Source organism: Actinoplanes derwentensis, from assembly GCF_900104725.1.
In the GTDB taxonomy this organism is placed as follows: Bacteria; Actinomycetota; Actinomycetes; order Mycobacteriales; family Micromonosporaceae; genus Actinoplanes; species Actinoplanes derwentensis.
In genome coordinates, this window is sequence record NZ_LT629758.1 from 7,812,778 (window position 1) to 7,834,416 (window position 21,639).

The 21,639-nt window shown below is 66.6% G+C and carries 7 protein-coding genes; all 7 read right to left on the bottom strand.

Annotation, left to right across the window (positions count from 1 at the left end):
* Positions 1-4: 4 nt before the first annotated feature.
* Positions 5-1,339 (bottom strand): type VII secretion integral membrane protein EccD, encoded by a 1,335-nt coding sequence (gene eccD, locus BLU81_RS34685; RefSeq protein ID WP_231954859.1) that lies wholly within the window; start codon positions 1,337-1,339, stop codon positions 5-7.
* 94 nt (positions 1,340-1,433) lie between these two features.
* Positions 1,434-5,333 carry a type VII secretion protein EccCa gene (gene eccCa, locus BLU81_RS34690; RefSeq protein WP_092551020.1) on the bottom strand — a complete coding sequence of 1,300 codons (3,900 nt, stop codon included), beginning with the start codon at positions 5,331-5,333 and terminating at the stop codon, positions 1,434-1,436.
* Between the two features lie 44 nt (positions 5,334-5,377).
* Positions 5,378-6,538: a type VII secretion-associated serine protease mycosin gene (gene mycP, locus BLU81_RS34695; RefSeq protein ID WP_092551023.1), complete on the bottom strand. Its 1,161-nt coding sequence runs from the start codon at positions 6,536-6,538 to the stop codon at positions 5,378-5,380.
* Between the two features lie 29 nt (positions 6,539-6,567).
* Entirely contained in the window at positions 6,568-20,166 is a 13,599-nt protein-coding gene (locus BLU81_RS34700; protein ID WP_092551026.1) for a toxin glutamine deamidase domain-containing protein, read from the bottom strand.
* A complete protein-coding gene (locus tag BLU81_RS34705; protein WP_092551029.1) occupies positions 20,157-20,432 on the bottom strand; it encodes a hypothetical protein in 276 nt (91 codons plus the stop codon). Before BLU81_RS34705 ends, BLU81_RS34700 begins: the two co-directional genes overlap by 10 nt.
* Positions 20,432-21,118: a hypothetical protein gene (locus BLU81_RS34710; protein WP_092551031.1), complete on the bottom strand. Its 687-nt coding sequence runs from the start codon at positions 21,116-21,118 to the stop codon at positions 20,432-20,434. The genes BLU81_RS34705 and BLU81_RS34710 overlap by 1 nt, the downstream gene beginning before the upstream one ends.
* On the bottom strand, positions 21,115-21,543 hold the full coding sequence (locus BLU81_RS34715) for a YbaB/EbfC family nucleoid-associated protein (protein ID WP_092551034.1): 429 nt from the start codon (positions 21,541-21,543) through the stop codon (positions 21,115-21,117). Before BLU81_RS34715 ends, BLU81_RS34710 begins: the two co-directional genes overlap by 4 nt.
* Between the last annotated feature and the right edge of the window lie 96 nt (positions 21,544-21,639).

Here is a 21,639-nt window from a genome sequence, read left to right on the forward strand (position 1 = left end):
GGACTCAGCCCGCCAGCCCGCGGACGAACTCGTAGCCGCCCATGATGGCGATCGCCAGCGGTATCACCGCGATCGCGGTGAGGGTTTCGGCGATGTCGGCCAGGCGGCCCCAGTACGGCGACACCCGGTCGGTACGCCGGGACGACCCCGTCACCAGGAGCACGCCGGTCGTCACCGCCGCGGCTGCCAGCAGGCTCCGAACCGCCTGACCGCTGTGTGCCGCGGTACCCATCACCAGGATCGCCGCTCCGACAAGGCCCGGCACCGCCGCGGACAGCCGCTGCCAGGTCGCTGCCAGGCTTCGCGCCCGCAACAGTAGCCCGCCACTGACCACACCGAGGAGTGCCCAGTTCAGGAAGCCGCCCGTCATGCCCAACGGGATGAAGCCGCCGACACAGATCAGCGCGACGGCACCCGCGAACGCGGTCAGGTACCGGTCCGCGGCGGCTGCCTGTGCGACGATCTGCGGCTCCGGGTGCGGTTCGATGTCCCGGCTGAGGTCTTCACGTCCGGACGGCAGGGCCGGCACGCGTAGCCGGACCATCCGGGTGACCAGGTTGGGGATCAGCACGCTGGCCAGGAATGCCGTCGCTACCACGTCGGCCGCGGCGGCAGCCGCGGTCAGGCCGGGCCAGACGGTCAGCAACCCGGCGAGGGCGCCGGCCGAGGTCACCGCCAGGACCCCGGCGAAGAACGGGGTCGAGGCCCCGACCGTGATCGAGACCAGTACGGCGGTGGCGGCGGCGAGTGCGCTACCGGCGAGCAGGCCCCCACCGGAAGCGGCCGGCGCGGCACCGGACAGGCCGGGCAGCAGGGACCCGGTCAGCCCGGCGAACGCGACCGCGGCGGTGCCGGTGACCGTGGCGGCGGCACGGTCACCGAGCGCCCGGGAACACGCGCCGGCAACGATCGCCAGCGCAATCGCGAGCACCGCGGCGGTGATCACCCGTGGGGCGCTGCCGGCCCCGGTGGAGGCGGCGGCCAGTCCGGCGCAGAGGACGACGGCACCGGCCGCGATCAGCAGCCGCCGGCTGTTGGCGGGTTGCCAGCGGCCGGTCAGTCCCTCGACGGCGGTGCTGACCCCGTCGACGATGTCGTCGAAGTCGATCGGGGGCAGCACCGCTTCGACGGGCCGCAGATGCAGCAGTTCACCATCGTGCAGGCCGAGGTCAGTCGGGGTTTGTTCGTCGGCGAGCGGCTCTTCGCCCAGACGTTGCAGCACCCATCGCCCGGTCGTCACGTCACCGGCCGCACCGCGTGCCAGCAGTACCGGCAGCAATTGCGCCAGCGGCAGGTCGGACGGCACCGCTACGTCCGCTCGGCCGGCCGGCGCCACCACGGTCAACCGGCATACACCGGACGAAACGGCATTTATCAAGTGGCACACTCCATGATGAAGAAGACGAGCGGGGGAACGGGTACGGTCACGACGGCTACCCGCCGGTCGCGGCGTCGGCCACCGGGACCGCGCCGGTCTGGACCAGTTGGACGCTGCGCCGGGTGACCAGTTGGGCACGCCCAGGCGGAAGCAGACGCGGGCCGGCCTCGCCGAGGAACTTGCCCTCTTCCCGGGGATAGGAGAAGAGCATCCCGGGATTGCCGAGCTCCCACATCCGGCGCAGCAGCGGATCCATCATGCCGCGCATCGCGCCCGAACTGCTGCGGGCCACCACCAGGTGCATGCCGATCACCGAGCCCTGCGCGAGCAGGTCCTGCAACGGCTGCAACGGTCCGGCGCCGGCACCGGCGGCCAGGTCGTAGTCGTCGATGAGCAGGAACAGTCGCGGCCCGCTCCACCAGTCCCGCAGCCGCAGCCGGTCCGGGGTGACGTCCGCTCCTGGCAGCCGGGCACGCATCGACACGGCCGCGTTCTCGGCGAGCTCGGCCAGCGCGTCGGCGTTTGTGGCGTACCCGATCCGGTATTCGGCAGGGACCGCGTCGTAGAGCTCGCCGCGGAAGTCCCCGAACAGCACACGGGCCTGCGCCGCCGTGTATCGGGTGGTCACCGCCCGGGCGATCAGGCGCAGCAGGTTCGTCTTGCCGGTCTGCTCATCGCCGAAGACCAGCAGGTGCGGCGACTGGTCGAAGTCGTGGTGGACCGGAGCGAGCCGGTGCTCGTCCCAGCCCAACGGCACCCGGATGTCGCCGGCCGGCTCGGGCAGCGCGGTGACCGGCAGGTTGTCGGGTAGCAGCCGAACCTCCGGTGCCCGGGAACCGGTCCACGCGTCGTCCATGTCCTCGACCAGTGTCCGGACCGCCGACGACAGGTCGTCGGCGGAGGTGACCCCGTCCAGGCGCGGCACGGCCGACAAGAAGTGGTAGCCCTGCGTCGTCAAGCCCCGGCCCGGCGCGGCCGGCACACCCGCCGCCGCCCGGCCACCGACCTCGGATTCCAGCACGTCACCGAGGCGTAGCTCGAACCGGCTGCCGAGCAGGTCCCGCAGCGACGGGCGGATCTCCGACCAGCGGGTCGCGGCAAGCATCAGGTGAATACCGAAACCGAGGCCCCGGGCCGCCAGTTCGAGAACCCGGGGCTCCAGGTCTTCGAACTCCTGCCGCAGGGTGGCCCAACCGTCGATGACCAGGAAGACGTCACCGTACGGGTCACCGGCCCCGTTCTGCTCGGCCCGCAGCCGCCGGTAGTCGGCGACCGACTCGATACCGTTGGCGCCGAAAACCTGCTCGCGGCATTCGAGCAGCGCACTGAGCTCGGCCACGGTCCGTTTCACCCGGTCCCGGTCGAGCCGGTTGGTGACACAGCCTACGTGCGGGAGACCGGCCAGCCCGGCCAGTGCGCCACCACCGAAGTCGAGCAGATAGAACTGGATCTCGGCCGGGGTGTGGGTCAACGCCAGCGACGCGACCAGCGTACGCAGCATGGTGCTCTTGCCGCTCTGCGGTGCGCCGGCGACACCGACGTGTCCGGCCCCGGCGCTCAGGTCGGCGATCATCAGCTCGCGGCGTTGCTCGAACGGGCGGTCGACGACACCGATCGGGGCAGCCAGTGACCCGATCGTCCAACCGGAAGCGTGCAGCCCCCGGGCCGCGGTCTGCACGATGCCGGGCAGCAGGGTGTCCAGGGTGGGTGGTTCGGCCAGCGGCGGCAGCCACACCTGCCGGGCCAGCGGCCCGCTGCCGACCAGTCGGTCGGTCAACACCTCGATCAGGCTGGCGCCGTCGGCCGGGGTGGACGGCTCGGGCTCGGCGGTGGTTTCCACGGTGGCGGGCCCGGCGTACGTCGTATCGAAGTCGACGATCTCGCGGCGTACCGTCGGCGCCGCCCGGCGGGTCTCCGGGCCGGGACAGGGGCCAGAGACATAGCTCGCCTTGAACCGCACCAGCTCCGACGTACCGTGCTTGAGATAGCCGTTGCCGGGAGCCGACGGCAGTTCGTGGGCGTACGGCACCCCGATGATCGACCGGCTCTCCGAGGCCGAGAACGTCCGCAGTGCCAGCCGGTACGACAGGTGGCTCTCCAACTGGTGGATGCGCCCCTCCTCGAGTCGCTGCGAGGCCAGCAGCAGGTGCACGCCGAGACTGCGGCCCAACCGCCCGATCATCACGAACAGGTCCAGGAACTCCGGTTTCGTGGCCAGCAGCTCACTGAACTCGTCGACGATGACAAGCAGCGTCGGCAGCGACGACAGCGATGCGCCACCGATCCGGGCCTTCTCGTAGTCTTTCAGCGAACTGAAGCCGGCGTCGCGCAGCAGCTGCTGCCGCCGGATCATTTCCCCCTGCAGGGCGTCCTGCATGCGGGCCACCAGCGGCAACTCGTCCGCCAGGTTGGTGATCACCGCCGAGGTGTGCGGCAGGTTCTCCATGCCGATGAAGGTCGCGCCGCCCTTGAAGTCGGCGAGTACGAAGTTCAACGTCTCCGAGGAGTGCGTCGCTGCCAGTCCGATGACCAGCGTCCGCAGCAGCTCACTCTTACCCGAACCGGTGGCGCCGATCATCACCCCGTGCGGGCCCATCCCACCCTGGGCCGACTCCTTCAGGTCGAGGACCAGCACCCGGCCGTCCGCGCCGATCCCGAGCGGCACCCGCAGGTTGCCCCACCGGCCGGTCGCCTTCCACAACGACCGTACGTCGTACGTCCGGGCATTGCTGATGTCGAGCAGGCGGGTCAGGTCCAAGCTCGTCGACAACGGTTCGTCGCCGCCGGCACCGCCGGACGCCGAGCCGATCCGGTACGGAGCGATCCGGCGGGCCAGCATCTCCGCCCGCAGCCGGCTCAGAGTGTCCGGCCGGCCCAGTGCCTGACCACCACCGGCCATCCCGATGTGCTCGGCGTCGATCTCGAGGTGCAGACCCGGCGGCAGCGGGCCCGACGTGTCCGGTGTCCGTAGCTCGATCAGCACGGTGTTGCGGACCCCGCCCTGATACCACGGCGTCCGCACCGGAGGCGACATCCCGTCGGCGACCACCACCATCATCGGTTCAGTCGCACTCGGTACGGCGTCAGACTGGAAGGCGACACCACGTTCGACCAGATCCGCCCCGATCAGGCGCAACAGCTCATCCTCGGAGGTCGCGAACAGCCGCATCGGTCCGGCGGCGTCCCGTCGGCTCGGATGCCCGGTGTGCGGCAGCCACTTGGCCCACCCCCACGGGTCGTCGGGTCCGGCCGGGTTCAGGAACACGATGCGCAGATCCTGCGGCGCATGGAAGGTCGTCAACTGGGCCAGGACCGCACGTACCCAGGCTTGGGTGTGCTCCGGGTGGCCGGTGACGGTCAGCGCCGGAAAACCGCCCAGCCGCAGCGCGGTCGGCAGGTCACCGGCCGAACCGTGGGCCCGAATGAACCGGCGCAGCGCACCGGCCGACAGCGGCTCCAGATCCTCGATCGGCTTGGTCTGCGGCGCGACCAGCCGCAGAGCCGTCCGGTGCACACCCAGACCGATCCGCACCTCGGCGAAGTCCGGGTGTTCGGCACGCCGCTCCCACAGCCGGCCGGTACCGGCCAGCGCCAACAGATCGGCCGGATCCGGGTGCACGAAAGTCGCCGCCACCCGCTGCTGCTGGATCGCCTCCCGGGTCTTCGACCGGATCTGCGACAGGTAGCGCAGGTAGTCACGGCGCTCCCCGGTGAGCCGGCGCTTGCGGTCGGCACCGCCGCGGCCCAACTGGACGAGGGCCATGGCCAGCGTGGACACCGCCATCATCCCGGACGACACATAGGTGGTCACCCCACCGTTGCCGCCGGTCATCATCAGAGCGGCGGCACCGGCGCCAAGCCCCATCGGCAGGTACCCCACCATCGACGACAGCTCGGCCTGAGCTACCTCGGGCAGCTCCGGCGGCTGCTGCAGTTCGAGTTCGCCCCGGGGCATCGGGGGAGCGGCCGCCCGGGGTGGCCGGTGGAACGCGACACCGCTCACGACGAGATTTCCTTTCCAGATCCGGCTGGGCGCCAGCGTCGGCGGCGGCCCTGGGCCAGTAGTCGACGGCCAGCGAGCGCGGCGCCCGCCAGCAGGACGGAACCTGCGGCGACGGCGAGCGCCGTCACCGTCGCCGGCGGCAACGCTCCGGTAGCCGCCGCAGCGGGAACGACGTGCGGCTTCGGGGCGCCTGCGGCCGCACCGGCTTCCTCCGGTAGAACAGCGGTCACCGCTGCATAGGCGTTGACCACCCCCCACCCGTACTCGCTGTCGGGCAATGACCGGGCCGGATGGTCCGCGGTGGCCTCGAGCCGATGCCGGACCTGTGCTGCGGTCAGGTCCGGATGGGCGGCGCGCACCAGTGCGGCCACACCAGCGACGTACGGCGTGGAGAAGCTGGTGCCGCTGGCCACCAGATGTCCCGGCCCACGCGGCCCGGTGCTGACCACCTGTACGCCGGGAGCGACCAGATCCACGTCACTGCCGGTGCCGGAGAAGGCGGCCCGGGCGCCGTCCTGGTCGACCGCACCCACCCCGAGCACGTCCGGGTAGGCGGCCGGGTAGGCGACCGGGTTGCCGTTCGCGGCCTCGTTGGCGACCGCCGCGACGACCAGGACGTCGTGTTTCTCGGCGTAGGCCACGGCGGCTCGCAGCGTTTCGCTGGAGACCACGGCGGCCACCGACACGTTGATCACGTCGGCACCGTCCTTGGTGGCGCGGACGATGCCCCGGGCCAGGCCGGTGGCGTTCCCGCCCTGGCCGGAGTCGCTCTGCCGGTACGGCACGATCGTCACGTCCGGAGCCACTCCGGCGAACGGGGTGCCCTTCACCGGGGCGGCCCCGATGATCCCGGCCACGAACGTGCCGTGCCCGACACAGTCGGTGTCCGCGCCCGCCCGCTGGCGCAGCACATCGAACCCGTTCGCGACCCGGCCGTTCAGCTGCGGATGCGTTCCGTCCACACCGGAGTCGACGACCGCGACCCGCACACCCTTGCCTCGGGTCACCGGCCAGGCCCGCTGCACCGCCATCCGGGTGACCGCCCACGGCTGAGCGGTGGCGACAGTCACGGCCGGCGGCGCACACGTACCCCCGCCGGGCTGTTCCAACGGCGGCACGTCCGGCACCGCCGGTGCGGCCGCGAGTACCAGTCCCATGACCAGTCCACCCGCTGTCAAGGAGTAGCTCAAAGCTCGTACCCGCCATCGTCGTCGCCGTCCGGCGGGAACGCCACGGAGCCGGCTTCCCGGCGCTCATCCTCTGCACGGGCCATCGCAGGGCTCTTTGTGGCAGGTTCCTCCGTGGTCTCTGCGGGTGACTCGCCGGCCGGAGGCACCGTCGTGTCTTCGGTGCCGGACCACCCGGCACCGATCGGGTGCCCGCTCGGGCCGAGAACGATCGACCAGACCGCGGTGACCCCTTCGGTGTGGATCGGAACATCCGAGGCCGCGATCCGGTTCTGCGCATCGACCCAGAGGATCTCCCCCTGATGGTTCACCGCGTTCCATGAGTGGCCCGACGATCCGGACGGCTGCTTACCGGCCGTAATGATCACCGCGGCGGCACCGTGCCCTGCCGCCCGCAACTCGTCGGCGAGCGAGCCGAACATCTCGACGGCAGTCGATCCGGGGTTGATCCGGAACGTGCCGCCGAGTGTCTGTTCCTGCCTGCGGGTGCTGTCCTTCTCGCCGCTGACCTCAGCGGTCCGTGCCCCGGAGACCGCCGGCTGCCCGAACCAGGTCGAGACGAACGACAACGCGGTGTCGGCACAGTTGTTCGCCCGCCCGAAGACGGTCGGGCCGCCGTCGTTGACCAACTTGTTCCAGGTACCCAGACGAGGATCCTGATGCCTGAGCGGCGTGCCGGACTCGTCCCGGGGCACCGCGTTCTCCAGGGCAGACTGGTCGGCGGACGACGGCCTGGTCAGGTTGCCCGACTCGAAGCCCGAAGCTCTCTCGAACGTCGAAGCGGCGCCGGTCGTCGACGGCGGCAGTTCGCTGCCCTGGTCGATTCGGTCAGGATTCGATACGGGGCGGTCCGGGGATCCCGTGGATAGGACGCCCTGATACCGCCGGAACATCTTGAGTCGCTCGCCCTGCTCGGCCGCGAGTCTGAGCCACCCGGCGCCGGCCTCGGCCCTCTTCGCGACGAGGTCGCTGATGGAGCCCTCTTTCAATTTCAGCGAGTGCCGGGCCTTCTTCAACTCCTCCGCGGCCGCCACGAAGGCTGCGGCCTGTTTCGCCAGCGCAATTTCACCAGTCTTGATCGTCTGGAAATCCGCTACCCGGGCGGCGTCACCGGTGCTCGCCATGTTCGCCGACCCGACACCGAGGATCTTTTCGGCGACATCCAGGTCTGCACGCAGGGAAATCGTCGTGGTGTGGGGGACTTCGACAGGTGTCTTCCAGATTCCGCCGAGAGAGCCCTCGATCTTGACATCGCATTCGTAGTGGAGCAACGCGGACGGACTCTCGGGTTTGGTGTTCGTGGACGAGGCACCGGCAGTCCCCGAACCCATTGCGGCTTCGGTGGAACTCGCCGTGAAACCAAGACCGAGGAAGCCGGCCGGGAGGTGATCGCGGGAATTGGCGGGGTTCCCTTCCCCGACGTACAGCGGCACCTCAGAGTCGCTCTGCCAACTGGTACCGGTGTTGCCGCTGAGGCCCGAGCCCTGACCCGCCGCATACTCGCGGTAGACCTTGCTGCTCACCCCGCCCAGACGGACCTTCTTGGGAACGAGTTTGACCTTGAAATCCGACCCGGAACTACCGATGAGGCCCGTCGCCCGCATCTTCGGAAGTGCAAACCCGCCCGGCGCCAGCATCTGCGCGACAGCGGGTAGGAGCTTCTCCGCGCCCAATGCCTGACGGAGCTGCTCCACGTCGAACATTCCCAGGCGTAGGGCAGCGGCCCGGTCGACAGCCTGGTCTTGGATCTCGGCGACGTCGCTGATCCCTTCGGGAACGAAACGCGCCGGCACGGGCAGACCCCGGTCGGTCTGCAGAATGGTCCCCGAATCCTCCGCCGAGATCACGTACTCCGACGTTGGCTGCTTGCCTGCGGTCGAATCCACGCCGCTGGCCGGACTCCCCTCGGGACTTACAACCGGGCCGGCGTCCCCGCTCGGCCCCGAGTCGCTGGCGCCCTCGGTGATGAGCAGGTCGTCGGCCCACCGATCCTGGACCAGCCTGCCAGAGGTCTGGAACAGAACCACCTTCTCATTGCTCTTCGACTTGATGGCCTGGATCTGATAGGTCAGCGTGGATTCCACTCGCGCCTTGACTCCGCGAGCCGAGCTGACCTGGGTGACGAAATCACTGTTGCCGTTATCCCGCGAGGTGTTCTGTACCCGCGATACCCCAGACCCGAGGCCACCGCCCGCACCGACATCGACGTATTTGCTGCTCACGCCACCTGGTGCCGAGTCTCCCCGACCACCGTCCCGTGCGGTTGAACCGTTCTCCGCACCTGTGTTTCCGAAGAAACCGGCACCCGTCGCGGCCAGCCTTCCGCCCTGCGATGATCCGCTGTGCTTGCCTCCGCCTTCTTCCTTGGCATAGGTGACCTTCACATCGATGTCGTCGTTGTTCGCAACGAGGCCGAGCAGCTTGGGATTACCGTCCGAAACGGCAACCAGCCGGACATCGCTGTAGCCGAACGTCCCTTCCAGAAGTCGTGGCTCGAGCTGGAAAAGGGAGATGCCGCCGTCAGTGATCGCGGTCAGATGTTGAGTCAAGCCCTCGGCGGACAGCAGGTCTCGCAGGATCTGCCGTTGGTGCATGTTGTCATTGAAGTGCGGATTGTCGATGATTGACTTCAGTCGACGGGCAAGCGGGTGGCCGGCAGGCGGCTGGCCCGCAGGCCGCTTGAACATCTTCTCGTGGATCGGATCTACGTGGTGGACCACGAAAATACCTTGACCCACCTTGCTCTTGCTGTTCGCCGCGTCCGCGTCGAGGTCCAGGGTGACGCTGTGCTTCGGAGTCGGCAGCAATCCACCGGAATCATCGGAATCACCGGCGAGCCTCTGCACAAGAACCTTTTTGTTGCCGTGCTGGTCTGAATCCGGGTTCTTTTCGTCGCCGTGCTGGTTTGAATTAAGGTCCTTTTGCAGTTCTAGCAGTTGGTCGTACGACAATCGCAACTGCACGGCCTCGCGGATGGTGGATCTCTCCGTAACAGAACGATGACTTTGGGGTCGGAGACTGTGCGGGAAGAGGCTGTAGATCCGGTGATTGAACATCATTTCCGCGCCGATGCTGACATCGGCATCGAAGCTGACCAGGTAGGACGCCGTCGTTCCGGACCGGTTGTTCGAATTCCTCTCGATCGTTCCGGCCAGGCTCTCCCCCTTCTTGGTGCCGACGTTGCCATCCAGTGTGTAGGTGTTGCTCGCGAAGGCGATAGTGCCGCCTCCCGGAGTGTTTTCGACACCGCCTTCGCCGACCTGCCCGGATGACCTCCTGTCGGGGACCTGCCGATGCGCGCCCGACGGTCCCCCGAAAATTCCGAACCGATGATCGGAGATGCGAACGCTGTCAACCTCGTGCCCGCCGATCGACGCGCTCTCGGTGGAAATCATCTGTCGGTCGACCGGGACGACCGTCGGGTTACGGAGCCGGGCCTTGACCGCAAGATTGATCTTGGCACCCTTGCTTGCGCCCGCGACATTGTCGATGATCCATTTTCCGTCGATCATGTCTCGGAGGGCGCCCCGCTGTTCGGCTTCGCCCAACCGGCTCTGCAAGGCTTCCCAGAGAGGCATGCCCGGTTTGATGGCGTCAGCCCGGCGTAAGCCGTCGAGACGCCGCGCATTGTCCTGATCGCTCGTGAACTTGCGCAGGACGGACTCCGCCGCGTCCGAGATCCGCTTGGCTCCCGGGAAGCTCGAGACCTCCAGCCACTTGAAATTCGTCAGCCCCGGTTCATCGGGCTGGTCGAGTTTGCCGAGACTGAGCCTGCTCTTCTCCACATCTGACACGACAGGCGGCGCCTCTGTTCCGGCGTCGTTCTCCTCCTTGGCTGAGGCGCTGGTCATCACGCTGGCCTGATCGAACAGGGCGACGACTGGGTATTCGGCCTCGAACTCATATTGAGTCGCTTTGTTGCCTCTGGAGTCAATGAAAATGACCGCAGTGTCCTTGACGTATGACTTTCGGGCCTCAGGAATTCCGTCGCGGAATTCGATCGAGCGGACCAGGCGACTGACAGATTTGTTGGCGAAACGGGGAGTGACTCGCTGTGGTGTCACCGTGACGGAAATTTTTAAATTGTTGGAGAACGCCTCAGAGTTTTTGGTCCCACCGTTGAGAAGCATCTCGCTACCGGTGATCTGCGAGCCGCTCAGGTCAGTGCGCTGATAGCGGTATCCAGCGCCCGCGGAGCCCCCTGCGGATTGTCGGAGTCCGGCGCTTCCGCTCCGACGTCTGACGCCGCCGGCCGAGGCGCTGAGTCCGGCTGAGAACTGCCGACTCCTAGTATATTTGTACTGAACCGCACGCGTTTGCGAAGTTCGTACGGCATAGTTCGTTTCAGTGCCATCGCTCCTGAATCCATCTACGAATTCGGCGCGTACATGAACAATGACGTTTTTGGGGCCCCAGGTGCCCGGCCGCGAGATATTGGCGGTCATTCCCTTCCCGAGCAGTGCCGACATGTTCTGCCTCAGGGAGAACGGCGACAGAATGCCGTTCAGCTTTTCCAGATTCCGTTGCCGGATGCCCAGATCCCGCAAACTTTCGGGTTTGGGCTCCCCGGAGCCGTCGAATACTGGAAGAAAATCGCCCTCGAGTTTTCCGATGGCGAACTTGACATCGTCGAACACGCCCTGGAATTCGGTGAGGTTCTGCACGGCATACCGGCCACCATCCTTCGCGAACTCCGGAACGGTGAGATTCTTCTCGGGGTCGGCCGCACGCTCGGTGGCGTCCAGTTTCCTCTGGGACTCCTCCAGCTTCTCCATGGCTGTGGCGAACTCGTGCTCGGCCGAGTCGGCTTCTCTGCGGGCATCGTCAGCCGCGCTGCGCTCTTTCTGGGCCGAGCTCTGCAGCTGAGAATACTTTTCATGTGCAACTCGAGCCTTTTCGGCGACCAAAGCGAGCTGCGATTCCGCGGCTTGGTATTCATTCTGTCGGTCGTCGACCCGTTTTCGAGCCTCCGCCAGGTTCTTCGCGGCCTCGGGTTCCACGGACTCCGTCCCGCCGTCAGGCACCTCGGACTTCGCGTGAGCCAACTCCCGACGCGCCGCAGCCTCCTGGTTCAGGGCTACCGTGTGATTCCAGCGGGCAGCGTCCACATCCTTCTGGGCCGACTCTGCCTCCTGCTGAGCCGCCGTTGCCTCCCCCAGCGCCGACTCGGCGGCGCGCTCGAATTTCTCTGCAATCGCACTCTGCGTCTCGCCGGCCGTCGACTTGGATTCCCAGCCAGTTTTGGCTAGTTCGTGTTCATGTCGATTCTTGTCGTTTTCGGCACCAGCCGCGATCGCGTCGAACGTCTTGCTAGGCAGACGGCCGATGACGTCGACGTCCACCACGATCGGAGTTTCCAGCCCGGAGGTGGACTTGATGGTGAGACGTAGCGTGGTCTTGGCTTGAACGTTGTCGACGTCCTTGAGCTCGTAGCCGAGTCGGTCGACGCTGGTGCGTGTCTGCGTGACTGCCTTCGTCATGTTCATCCCGGCCTGGCCATTGACCTGGAAGGATGCGGCCGCAATCGTCGACTGTTCGAATCCCGGGCCGACGTAGACGGAGGCGTCGACCCCGGTCTTGTAGCTCTGACCGGTTTTGTCATACGACGAGGTCGCCGGCTGCCATCTGATCGTCGTTTTGCCCGCTGCTCCCACGGCTTCCACCGCGATGGGCTCAGCGGTCATCTGCAGTATTACGCCGCGACTGCCGAAGATTTCCGGAAGGGACCATTTCAGGAATTTCTTGTTCCGAGCGATCGGAGCCGTTTCTGTTCCACCGCCGAGCAGCCGGGTCACGTTGCTCTCCAACCGCGCCTGGGAGAGCTCTTGTCGAAGGGTCTCGGCACCCTCAGACCCGTGGTCCACCAGATTTTTCTCCCGCAGTTTGTGGAGCGTGTGCTCGACGACCTCATTCCAGGTCGTCGCCTTGTCATCGATATGTGCGCCGACCACTCTCTCCGCGGTAAAGTATTCGAAGAAATCCGCGGTGTATTTCTGGAGGCGTATCCCTTCACGGGGATCGGACTTGACGGGTTCCTGTTCGGTTTTGGTGGCCCGCTCTATGTCCTCGAAGGTGTGGAAGACAACGTCAGCAGCAGCGGTTACGGGATCACCCGTCAATCTCGGCGAGAGACTACGAGCATCCGAAACAGTTACTTGAAAATTACTGGAAAGGGTAACCAGTTTCGAGTTCTTGCCGCTGCGTAGGGTGCGCATGTCGGCCTGCTTCGAGCCATGCTCGGTCGATGTCGGCTGTCCCACCGCGAAGCGCCTGTTACTTAGAGTGATGGCGCCACCGCCCATCACCCCGTGCGTCGCCGGGTCAACGAACCGGGCCGTCAATTGCCCGCCCTGCGAATCGCTGGCGGCGCTTTTCTCGTTGCTCGACGCGTCGACGCGGGTGTCAAACTTCGATGATTCTCCGCTGTCTCGGACGTCTTTGGCCTTGCCGTACTCGGGTTTCGCCTCGATATGGATCTCGAATTGCCCACCCAAATACTCGGCGTCGAAGGATCGACCCCCCGAGGCAAAGAGTGATCGCCATTCATTCTTGATGACATCTCTGAAATTCGGCGCTCGCAGTTCGCCCGGGACGAATTGCGGATCCCTCGCCGCCCCGCCCTTCTTTGCGAGCAAAGTGGTAAAGGCTGATGGAACGGCATCGCTGATCTCGTCGGCGAGTTTGTCGAGACCATCGATCCTCTCGAGGTTGTACAGCAGGTCATGGTGATCCCGATAGAAGCCCGGCAGCGCCTCGCCGGATCCAACGTCGGTGTTCGCCGCGGGCGGCACGACAGCCTCAGGCGCCGACACCTGCTCGGTGGTGGACCTGCGCGTGCCTTCGGTCTCCTTCACGGGCGGCGAGTCCTGAGGATGGCCGGGGTCGGCGTTTCCAGCGATCGGCCGTGCGTCGGCGTCGAGCACGATCGCCCACACCCCGGTGATCCCGGCGGTATGGATCGGGGCCGTCGGCGATACCAGCCCGGTTTGCGCATCCAGCCACACGATCGTGCCACCGTGATTGACCGCGTTCCAGGTGTGCGAGGTAGGCGCATCCGGCTGCCGCCCGGTCGTGATGATCACCGCGGCTGCGCCGGGACCGCCATCGAGCAGCTGCCCGCGGAGCGCATCGAATTGTGCCGCCGCGTCGCCGCCGGGCATCCGCCGATAACTTGATCCGAGCACCCGCTCCTGCCGGGCCGTACTGCCGGTCTCCGCTCCGGACGGCTCCGTACGGGAGCCGGCAGCCGTCGGCTGCCCGAACCAGGTCGACAGAACCGACAACCCCAGGTCGGCGCAGTTGTTGGCCCGTCCCGGTACTTCCGGCCCGCCATCGTTGACGTAGAAGGCCCAGTCGGTGCTCAACGGATCCGGGAAACGGGCTGGCGAGCCGTCCGACGCCTTCGGCAGGGCACCGACCAGGGCCTCATGATCTGCCTGCGAGGCATGTCGAATCGAGGTCGGCCGGGACGCAGACACCTCCTCAGCCGAGACGAACCTTGAATTCGTGCCGAGGACGCCGGCGTTCGGTGCGTTATCCGCCAGTACATCGGCGTTCACTTGAGACACGCCGTCAGCCCGGCCCGGGGCTGTCGCCGTTGCGGATGCCGGCGTCGATCCTTCCGGCGCGGCGGTCGTCGCTCCCGAGGTGCCTTCCGGCAGCTTCTTCTCCCACTGCGCAAGCAGCCTGCTGGTCCGGCTTCGCGAACTGGTGCCCGGCACAACCGGCAGGGTTCCATCGTCCTGAGCCACCGGTCCAGGCCCCGGTTCTTGTTGGTGAGCAGCAGGCCTCCCCATCGATGGGCGGCTCGGCACGCTGGTGCTAGGGGGAATCGGCGGAGCGCTCGGTGCCGGGGTGGTGTTTTCTCGGTTCGACTGTTCCTGATGTGTCGACTGTTCCTGGCGTGTCGATTGCTCCTGGCGTGCGGCAGCGGGTTGTTTTTCTTCATTGTCGTCGGGTTCGGCCCTGGGAGGCGTGGGTGCGGTCGCCGTGTGACGATCAGTATCCGGGTGTGAAGCGGCGCCTGTGTGGCTCGACGTACCGACCGGTCGAGTTTCCTTTTCCGACCTGTTCGGGTCGAAACGGCGGATTCGTTCTGCGAACGAGAGTGGTTTGCTGTCGACGTCACTGGAAGGATGCGCGGGAGCCGCCGTGGTGGATTCCCGGGTCGCTGCTGCAGGATTCGTCCTACGGGCCGGCTCGGATGATTCCGATGGGCGGCTCTGCCCGGTGCTGCCGGTGCGCCACTGTGCCAGACGGTCCTGTCCCAGTTGGGGAGCCGGTCGAGCGGTCTCCGTTACTGGACGGGTGGAGTTCGGGGCTGTCGAGGGCTGGGCTGGTGTAGTGGATGGTTCGAGCGTGGCGATCCAGTGCAAGCCGGTGCCGTTTGCGCCGCTTTGGAAGATCTGTACTTCCGGGGGAGCGCCCTGGCGCCCTGCCAGCAGATTGATGCTCTTCTGGAAGGAAGATTTTACGTTATCCCAGCTTTCTCCCGACTTGGGAATGTAAAGCATTCCCCGGAGGCTGTCGACCGGGATACCGTGGGTGATCACCTCGGAGTTGGTTGATGCACCCCTGTCTATAACTCTGCCGCGGAAATCCCCGAGCCTCTCGGAAAGTCCTCCGATTTCATCCTGCGAAATGGGTGGCCGATTCGTGTTGTTGTTGGCATTGGTGGACCCATCCGAGACGAGGAAGTCAACGAAAAGGGTATTGCCGTCCGGGCCGTCAAGGAAGGACGCCGGACCGGCCAGAATGGCCATGTAACGCCCGACTGGTCCGTCGCCGACGTTGTAGAGCGGGGTGGCCACCTGAGGGTGCAGATAGGACCAGCAGGTGCCCTGGTGATTCTCGGTACGAGCAAGCTCGACATCGAATTTCTTCGCATCGAACGTGCGGACCAGCAAGCCGTCGCCGTTCCACTCGGCGAGGGCATCCGCCGCTGCGGGGGGAATCGGCCGCCCATCCGACCCCACCGTGATCGCCGGCGCTGCCTGAGCGTCCTCGCTCTGAACACTCTCAGTGGCGACAACGGAATCCGGACTACTCGACGACACTTCCGGCTCGACCGCAGGCGCCGTGAAACCGTCAGTCGACGAGGGCGGCAAAGCATCGACCGATGCAAACCCCTCAGTCGACGAGGGCGGCAACACCGATCCGGAGCCACTTGCCGTACTCGAAGACGATCGCTGTGTCGGGGCTTTCTGGAACTTCCTGCGTGCCTCTTCGAAGGCTGTCCCCCTACTGGGAATCAGCAGCTCATCGCTCCTGGCCGAGACTGACGACGATGCGCTCGCCGACCCCGACGTATCACCGGCGGACGTGACACCCGGCCGGTGAGGACTGCCATCCAAGTCAACAGTTGGCTCCCGGCCTTGCTGCGAGGATCGTTGCCGGTCCGGCACCATGGACTGAGCGCTCGGTGCCGGGGTGGTGTTTTCTCGGTTCGACTGTTCCTGACGTGTCGACTGTTCCTGGCGTGCGGCAGTGGGTGGTTTTTCTTTACTGCCATCGGGTTCGGCCCTGGGAGGCGGGGGTGCGGTCGTCGTGTGACGATCAGTATCCGGGGGTGAGGCGGCGCCTGTGTGGCTCGACGTACCGACCGGTCGAGTTCCCGCCCCCGGCCTGTTCGGGTCGAAACGGCGGATTCGTTCTGTGACCGAGAGTGGTTTGTCGACGTCAGGGGAAGGATGCGCGGGAGCCGCCGTGGTGGATTCCCGGGTCGCTGCTGCAGGATTCGTCCTACGGGCCGGCTCGGATGATTCCGATGGGCGGCTCTGCCCGGTGCTGCCGGTGCGCCACTGTGCCAAACGTTCCTGTCGCAGTTGGGGAGCCGGTCGAGCGGTCTCTGTCGCTGGACGGGTGGAGTTCGGGGCTGTCGAGGGCTGGGCTGGTGTAGATCGTTGCCGGTCCGGCACCGTGGACTGGCTGTCCGGAGGCGGCTCGGCCGGCGTCAACTTGATGAACGGTTCGAGATTCTGACCTTTTGGATCAGATTTGAAAACATTTATCACGTCAGGAATCGGCTGGCCGGATTCCTTGAGGCGTATCGCCAAAGCGTCGACATTCTTCTGGAATTGGTTCTTGACCGAATCCCAGCTCGAATCTTCCTTCGGCACGTACAGCAGGCCACGGAAACCCTCCAGCAGGGGGAAGCCGTGGGTAACCACCTCGGAGTTGCTTTCACCTCCGGCAGCTTGCACTTCATTCCGGAGTTCTTCGATCTTTTCGGTAAGATTGAGGTCAGCCCGTGGAATAGCCGTCTTTGGTGCCATCGTATTCGAGGACTGGTCTGTGGCGTCGAAGGAGACGAACCGAGTGTCGTCACCCGGACCGTCGAAGAATACCGCTGGATCAGCCAGGATTCCCATGAAGCGGCCAAATGGTCCGGAATCGTCCCCGGTCTTGTAGAGTGGAGTCCTCACCGTAGAGTGCAGATAAGACCAGCAGACGTTTCTGTCGGCCGCATGGCCGAGCTCGACTTTGAATCTCTTCGCATCGATCGTACGCACCAGCAGGCCGGAATTGCCCCACATCTCAATGACGTGCGGCGGCGACGTATCCAAAACCGACTGGCCATCCGAGCCCGCGATGGTCACCGGAGCGTCCTGCTCGGCCTCGCTCGCGACTGTCGAATCCGCACTACTCACCGCGGCAGGCGTCGAGGCAGGCTCGGTTGGTCCCTTGGTCGAGAAGGGCAGCGACGCCGGCGAGAAGTCCCCGACCTCTCTGCCCGGCGCCGGGTTCGCGGACTGCCGCTGGATCGGGTGCGAGTCGGCGTCGAGTGGGATGGCCCAGACGTCGGTGACGCCGTCGACATACAGTGGGCCGCCTGCGGAGACCCGCCCGGCCTGCGCGTCGATCCAGACGATGGTGCCGTCGTGGTTCACGGCGTTCCAGGTGTGTGAGGACGGTGCTGTCGGCTGTTTGCCCGTCGTGATGATCAGGGCTGCCGCGCCGGGCCCGGCCGCGATCAACTGCTGTTGCAGGAGGTCGTACTTCGTCGTCGGATCGGCGCCCGGTAGACGCTGGAAGTCGGTGCCGAGCAGTTCCTGTTGCCGGGTGGTGCTCCCCGGTTCCCCGCCGATGCCGTTGGTGCGGGAGCCGGCCACGGTAGGTTTCCCGAACCACGTGGACAGGACGGAAAGACCCAGATCAGCACAGTTGTTGGAACGGCCCGGAACGGTGATGCCACCGTCGTTGACCCGTTTGGCCCAGTCGGAAGCGAACGGGTCGGGGAACCGCGACGGCGCGCCCTCGGCATCCTTCGGCAGAGCCTCGACGAGGACGGCGTGGTCCTGCTGCGAAGCGTCCTGGATCTGTGACTGCTCCCGGGACGCCTGCACCTCGGTGCCCGAAGTGAACGCGGGCGAACTGTTCGGAGTCGTCTCATCGTTGGCGCCCGGCCCCGTCATGATCGGGGCAGGTGACGAGGTGGAACCGTCGGACGACGGTTCGCTCACCATGCTCTGCGGTGCTACGGAGGACGCGTCCTCCGGGTTCACCAGACGCACCCCCATGGGCTCCGCGGACGTGCCCGTCGTCCTCGTGCGTCGGGTGCCCAGGGTATTGGCCAGAGCGGCGGCAACGGCCGGGCCGGCTTGCGCGACGGCATACGCGACAGCCGCGATGGTCTGCCGGTCGGCGGCCTCGTCGACCAACGTACGGGCTTGGCGTTCGGCCTGCTCGCGGGCGGCGGCGTCGAGAGCAGCCAGCCCACGGCTGACCGCCTCCGGATCGGTGGTGACCGCTGAAACTGCGGGCGGAACCGGCGCGGAGTCCGACGATGTGGCAGTACCGGCCGAGCCCTTCGCCGGTGACGCGGTGGAGTTGACCACGGCAGGCGTCAGGTTGGGGCCGGCCGTAGCCGAGGTTCCGCTGGCCGGTACGGCAGTGGACGGCGCGTTCGTCGGCGACGCCGTGCCGGGCGTCGCGGCGGCCGGTGACGCCGTGCCCGCCATCGGGGTGGCGGACGCGGGTGTCGAAATCGTTGGTGTGCCCGCCGCGGCGGGCGTCATCACGGAGGCTGCCGTGGGGGAGGATGCGACAGCGGAAACCGGCGACTGGGGCGAGGTCACCGTGCTGACAGACGTCGGGCCGACGGGGGAGACCGTTGTCGACGTGGGCGTGACGGCCACCGTCTGCGCAGGTGAGGAGATCGTTGTGGCGGAAGCGGTGGGGGTGGCCACGGGAGTAGAAGCCACGGTCGCCGGGGCGGTGGCGTGCGGTGTTGTGCCGTCGGTGGCGGGCGCAGACGTGGCTTCCGAGGCCGGGGCGACGGCGACGCTGGTGTTGACGGTGGTCGGAGTCGCGACGGACGCCGAGGTGTGATGTGTCTCGGCTACGCCGACGGCCGCAGCGTTGGTGTTATTCGACGGCTGCACCGGCGTGTTGATGCCGAGCGGGTCCTGCGCGGTGGGTGTGCCGTGCGAAACCGTGACTACCGGCGTCGTCGCGTGGGTGACGGTGGCAGTCTCGGTGCGCGCGACCGTGTCCGTGGTGTTGACCGGCCGGGACACACCGGTGACCGGATTCGCGGTACCGGCGACAGCGGTCCCCGGGACATCACTCGCCGCGGTTGCTCCGACCTGAGTCTGCGGCACCGATCCACCCGGTACGTAGACCTGCGGAACGTCCGAGGTATCGAGGGTGGTGTCGCTGCCGCGCGTCGAGTCGCCGGAGCCCATGGTGGGTACGGTCGGAACCCCGCCCGCCCCCGGGATGTCACCGATGTCGGTGACATTCATGTCGGAGATGTTGCTGGTGGCGTTGGAGTTGCCACCCCCGGCACGGCCCTTAACGCCGTCGAAGACACCCTCGGTGGCGCCCGCGGTGAACGCGCTCCAGTCGGTCTCGCTGCTGCGGTTGACCTTGTCGACTGCCAGGCTGGTGAGAAGTTCGTGGGAGCCACCCTTGACGACCTCGGTGAGCACCTTGCCTTCGAGTTGCGGGGCGAGCTTGCTGATGCCCGCGCCGAGGCCGAAGCCGATGACTCCGCCGACCGCACCGGCGATGGCAGCACCCTTGGTCTTCTCCCAGTCCCAGGACGTACGGTCGCCTTTGAGGACCTGGATCCCCTGCACGGCGGCGTCCAGCGCGACCTGGCGGATCACACCCTGCAGGATCGCCTGGAAAAGCTTCCTGAGGATGGCCTTCACCGTGAACCTGGCCGCGGTCTGCATCGCGGGGATCGCCGCGGCCGACGCGCCGAAGGTGAAGAACGAGGCGGACAGCGCCGCGACGATCGACTGCGCGAGCAGGATCAGCGACCCGATGACCATGTACTTCGAGTATTCGACCTCGAGCGCGGTCTGCCGGGCGAGGTTGCCGAGTTCTCGCGAAGCGTTCACCATCGCCGGAAGCTTTGCGCCGAGGTCCTTCATGAACTTGCGGTACTCGTCGGCGGCCATCCCCTCGATGGCGGTCAGCACGGCTCCGGTGGCACCCGAAAGCGCCGGGGCCAGCCCGTTCAGCTCCTCCGCCGCCTGGTCCCATACGGCACCGAGGTCGCGGAGCTCTTCCTCGTCGCCGAGCGGCCACTCGTCGCCAACGATGATCTTGAAAAGCCACCGGACCTCGGAAGGGATTTCTAGGCCCACGTCGTACCCCCGGCGTACTGCTCGGCGATCTCCAGGGCTGCCATCGGCGGCCACACCGACAGCTCACCCGAGGCTCGGTCGACGACCAGGCAGGCTGTCCCGACCGACTCCGGCGGCCGGTTCGGATCCGGGCGAGGCGGTTCCTCGATCCAGATGACGAAGCCCTGGTCGAACTCGTGGCAACCGAGCTCGACCGGACCCAGTTCCGGCTCCGATTCCTCGATCCACCAGGCCGCGATTTCCAGCGCCTCGCCCCGATCGACCATCACGCACCACCCAATGACTCACGCAGGGCCACGACCTGCTCAGCTGTACTCGGCACGAGTCGCTCGACCCGGGCCACGGATTCTGGGGTAACTGCACCCACCGCTGCCTCGGCCACCGGCGAGTCGGAACTCTGGTGAGTGGCGGACACGTACACCTCGGCCGGTGTGAGTGGTGCGACGGCTTCGGGCCTGGTGTATGACAGGTGGCCCATGGGTTCGCTGGAGAGGGTGCCGGTGGCTGTTGCCATCTGTTCGTCTGCAGTCATTGGCCGTGATATCGACGCATAACCGGTAGCGCCAATACCGGAGAAGGTGCCGGTGGCTGTTGCCATCTGCTCGCCCGCAGTCGTTGACCGCGATATCGACGCGTAACCGGCGGCACCCCCGGAGGCCAGCTCGACGGCGTCCTGTTCGGCACGGTCGGCGCCCTTGGCCATGGTTCCGATACCGTCGGCGACGCTGCCCAGCACCTCGACCAGACTCTTGAGGCCTTCCCGCATGGTGCCGGCGGGTTCGGAGTAGTTGCCCGCGAACGCCTTGCCGATCTTGTCGTCACCCCAGCAGCCCTCGAGCCGGGTCAGCTGGGTCTCCAGGGTGCTCCGGGTGCGTTCCACAGCACTGGCGATGCGGGTGAACTCCGGCTGGGTGTTGCCCAGCCGTGTGGTGTCGACGCCGAGTGTGGTCACGGCTTGCCGTCCGGTCCGGTGCCGAACATGCCGAGCATGTCGCGGACCATTTTCGGCATCGGCGGCTCTTCGGGCAGCATCTGGGACCAGTCGCCGTCGGCCCGGGACAGGTCGAGGTACTCGTCGCCCTGGTAGCGACGCATCACCTCCTGCATCTGGCCGGCCGCTTCGGCCCGAGCCGCGTTGATCGTCTGTTTGACCGCCGCGGCCAGTTCCAGCGGTGCCATCCGCCGGTAGGCACCGCTGGGGAACGACAGATCCTGGATCTCACCGTGGGCGTCGACGGTCACCTTGACCGCGTTCTGGCCGGCAACCGCAGTCGCGGTGATCTCCTTGATTTCGCGTTGCATCTCGCCGAGTTCGGCTCGCTGCCGGCGGTACTTCTCCAGCAACTCGGCGATCTCACTGTCGAACGGTGTGGTCACTAGTGCACCCTCTTCCGTGCGGGCCCTTGGACAGGGCTTGTGGTAGGAACTAGGCGGAAGCCGGGGTGACGGCCTAATGTGGTCGCCCCTCGTGGG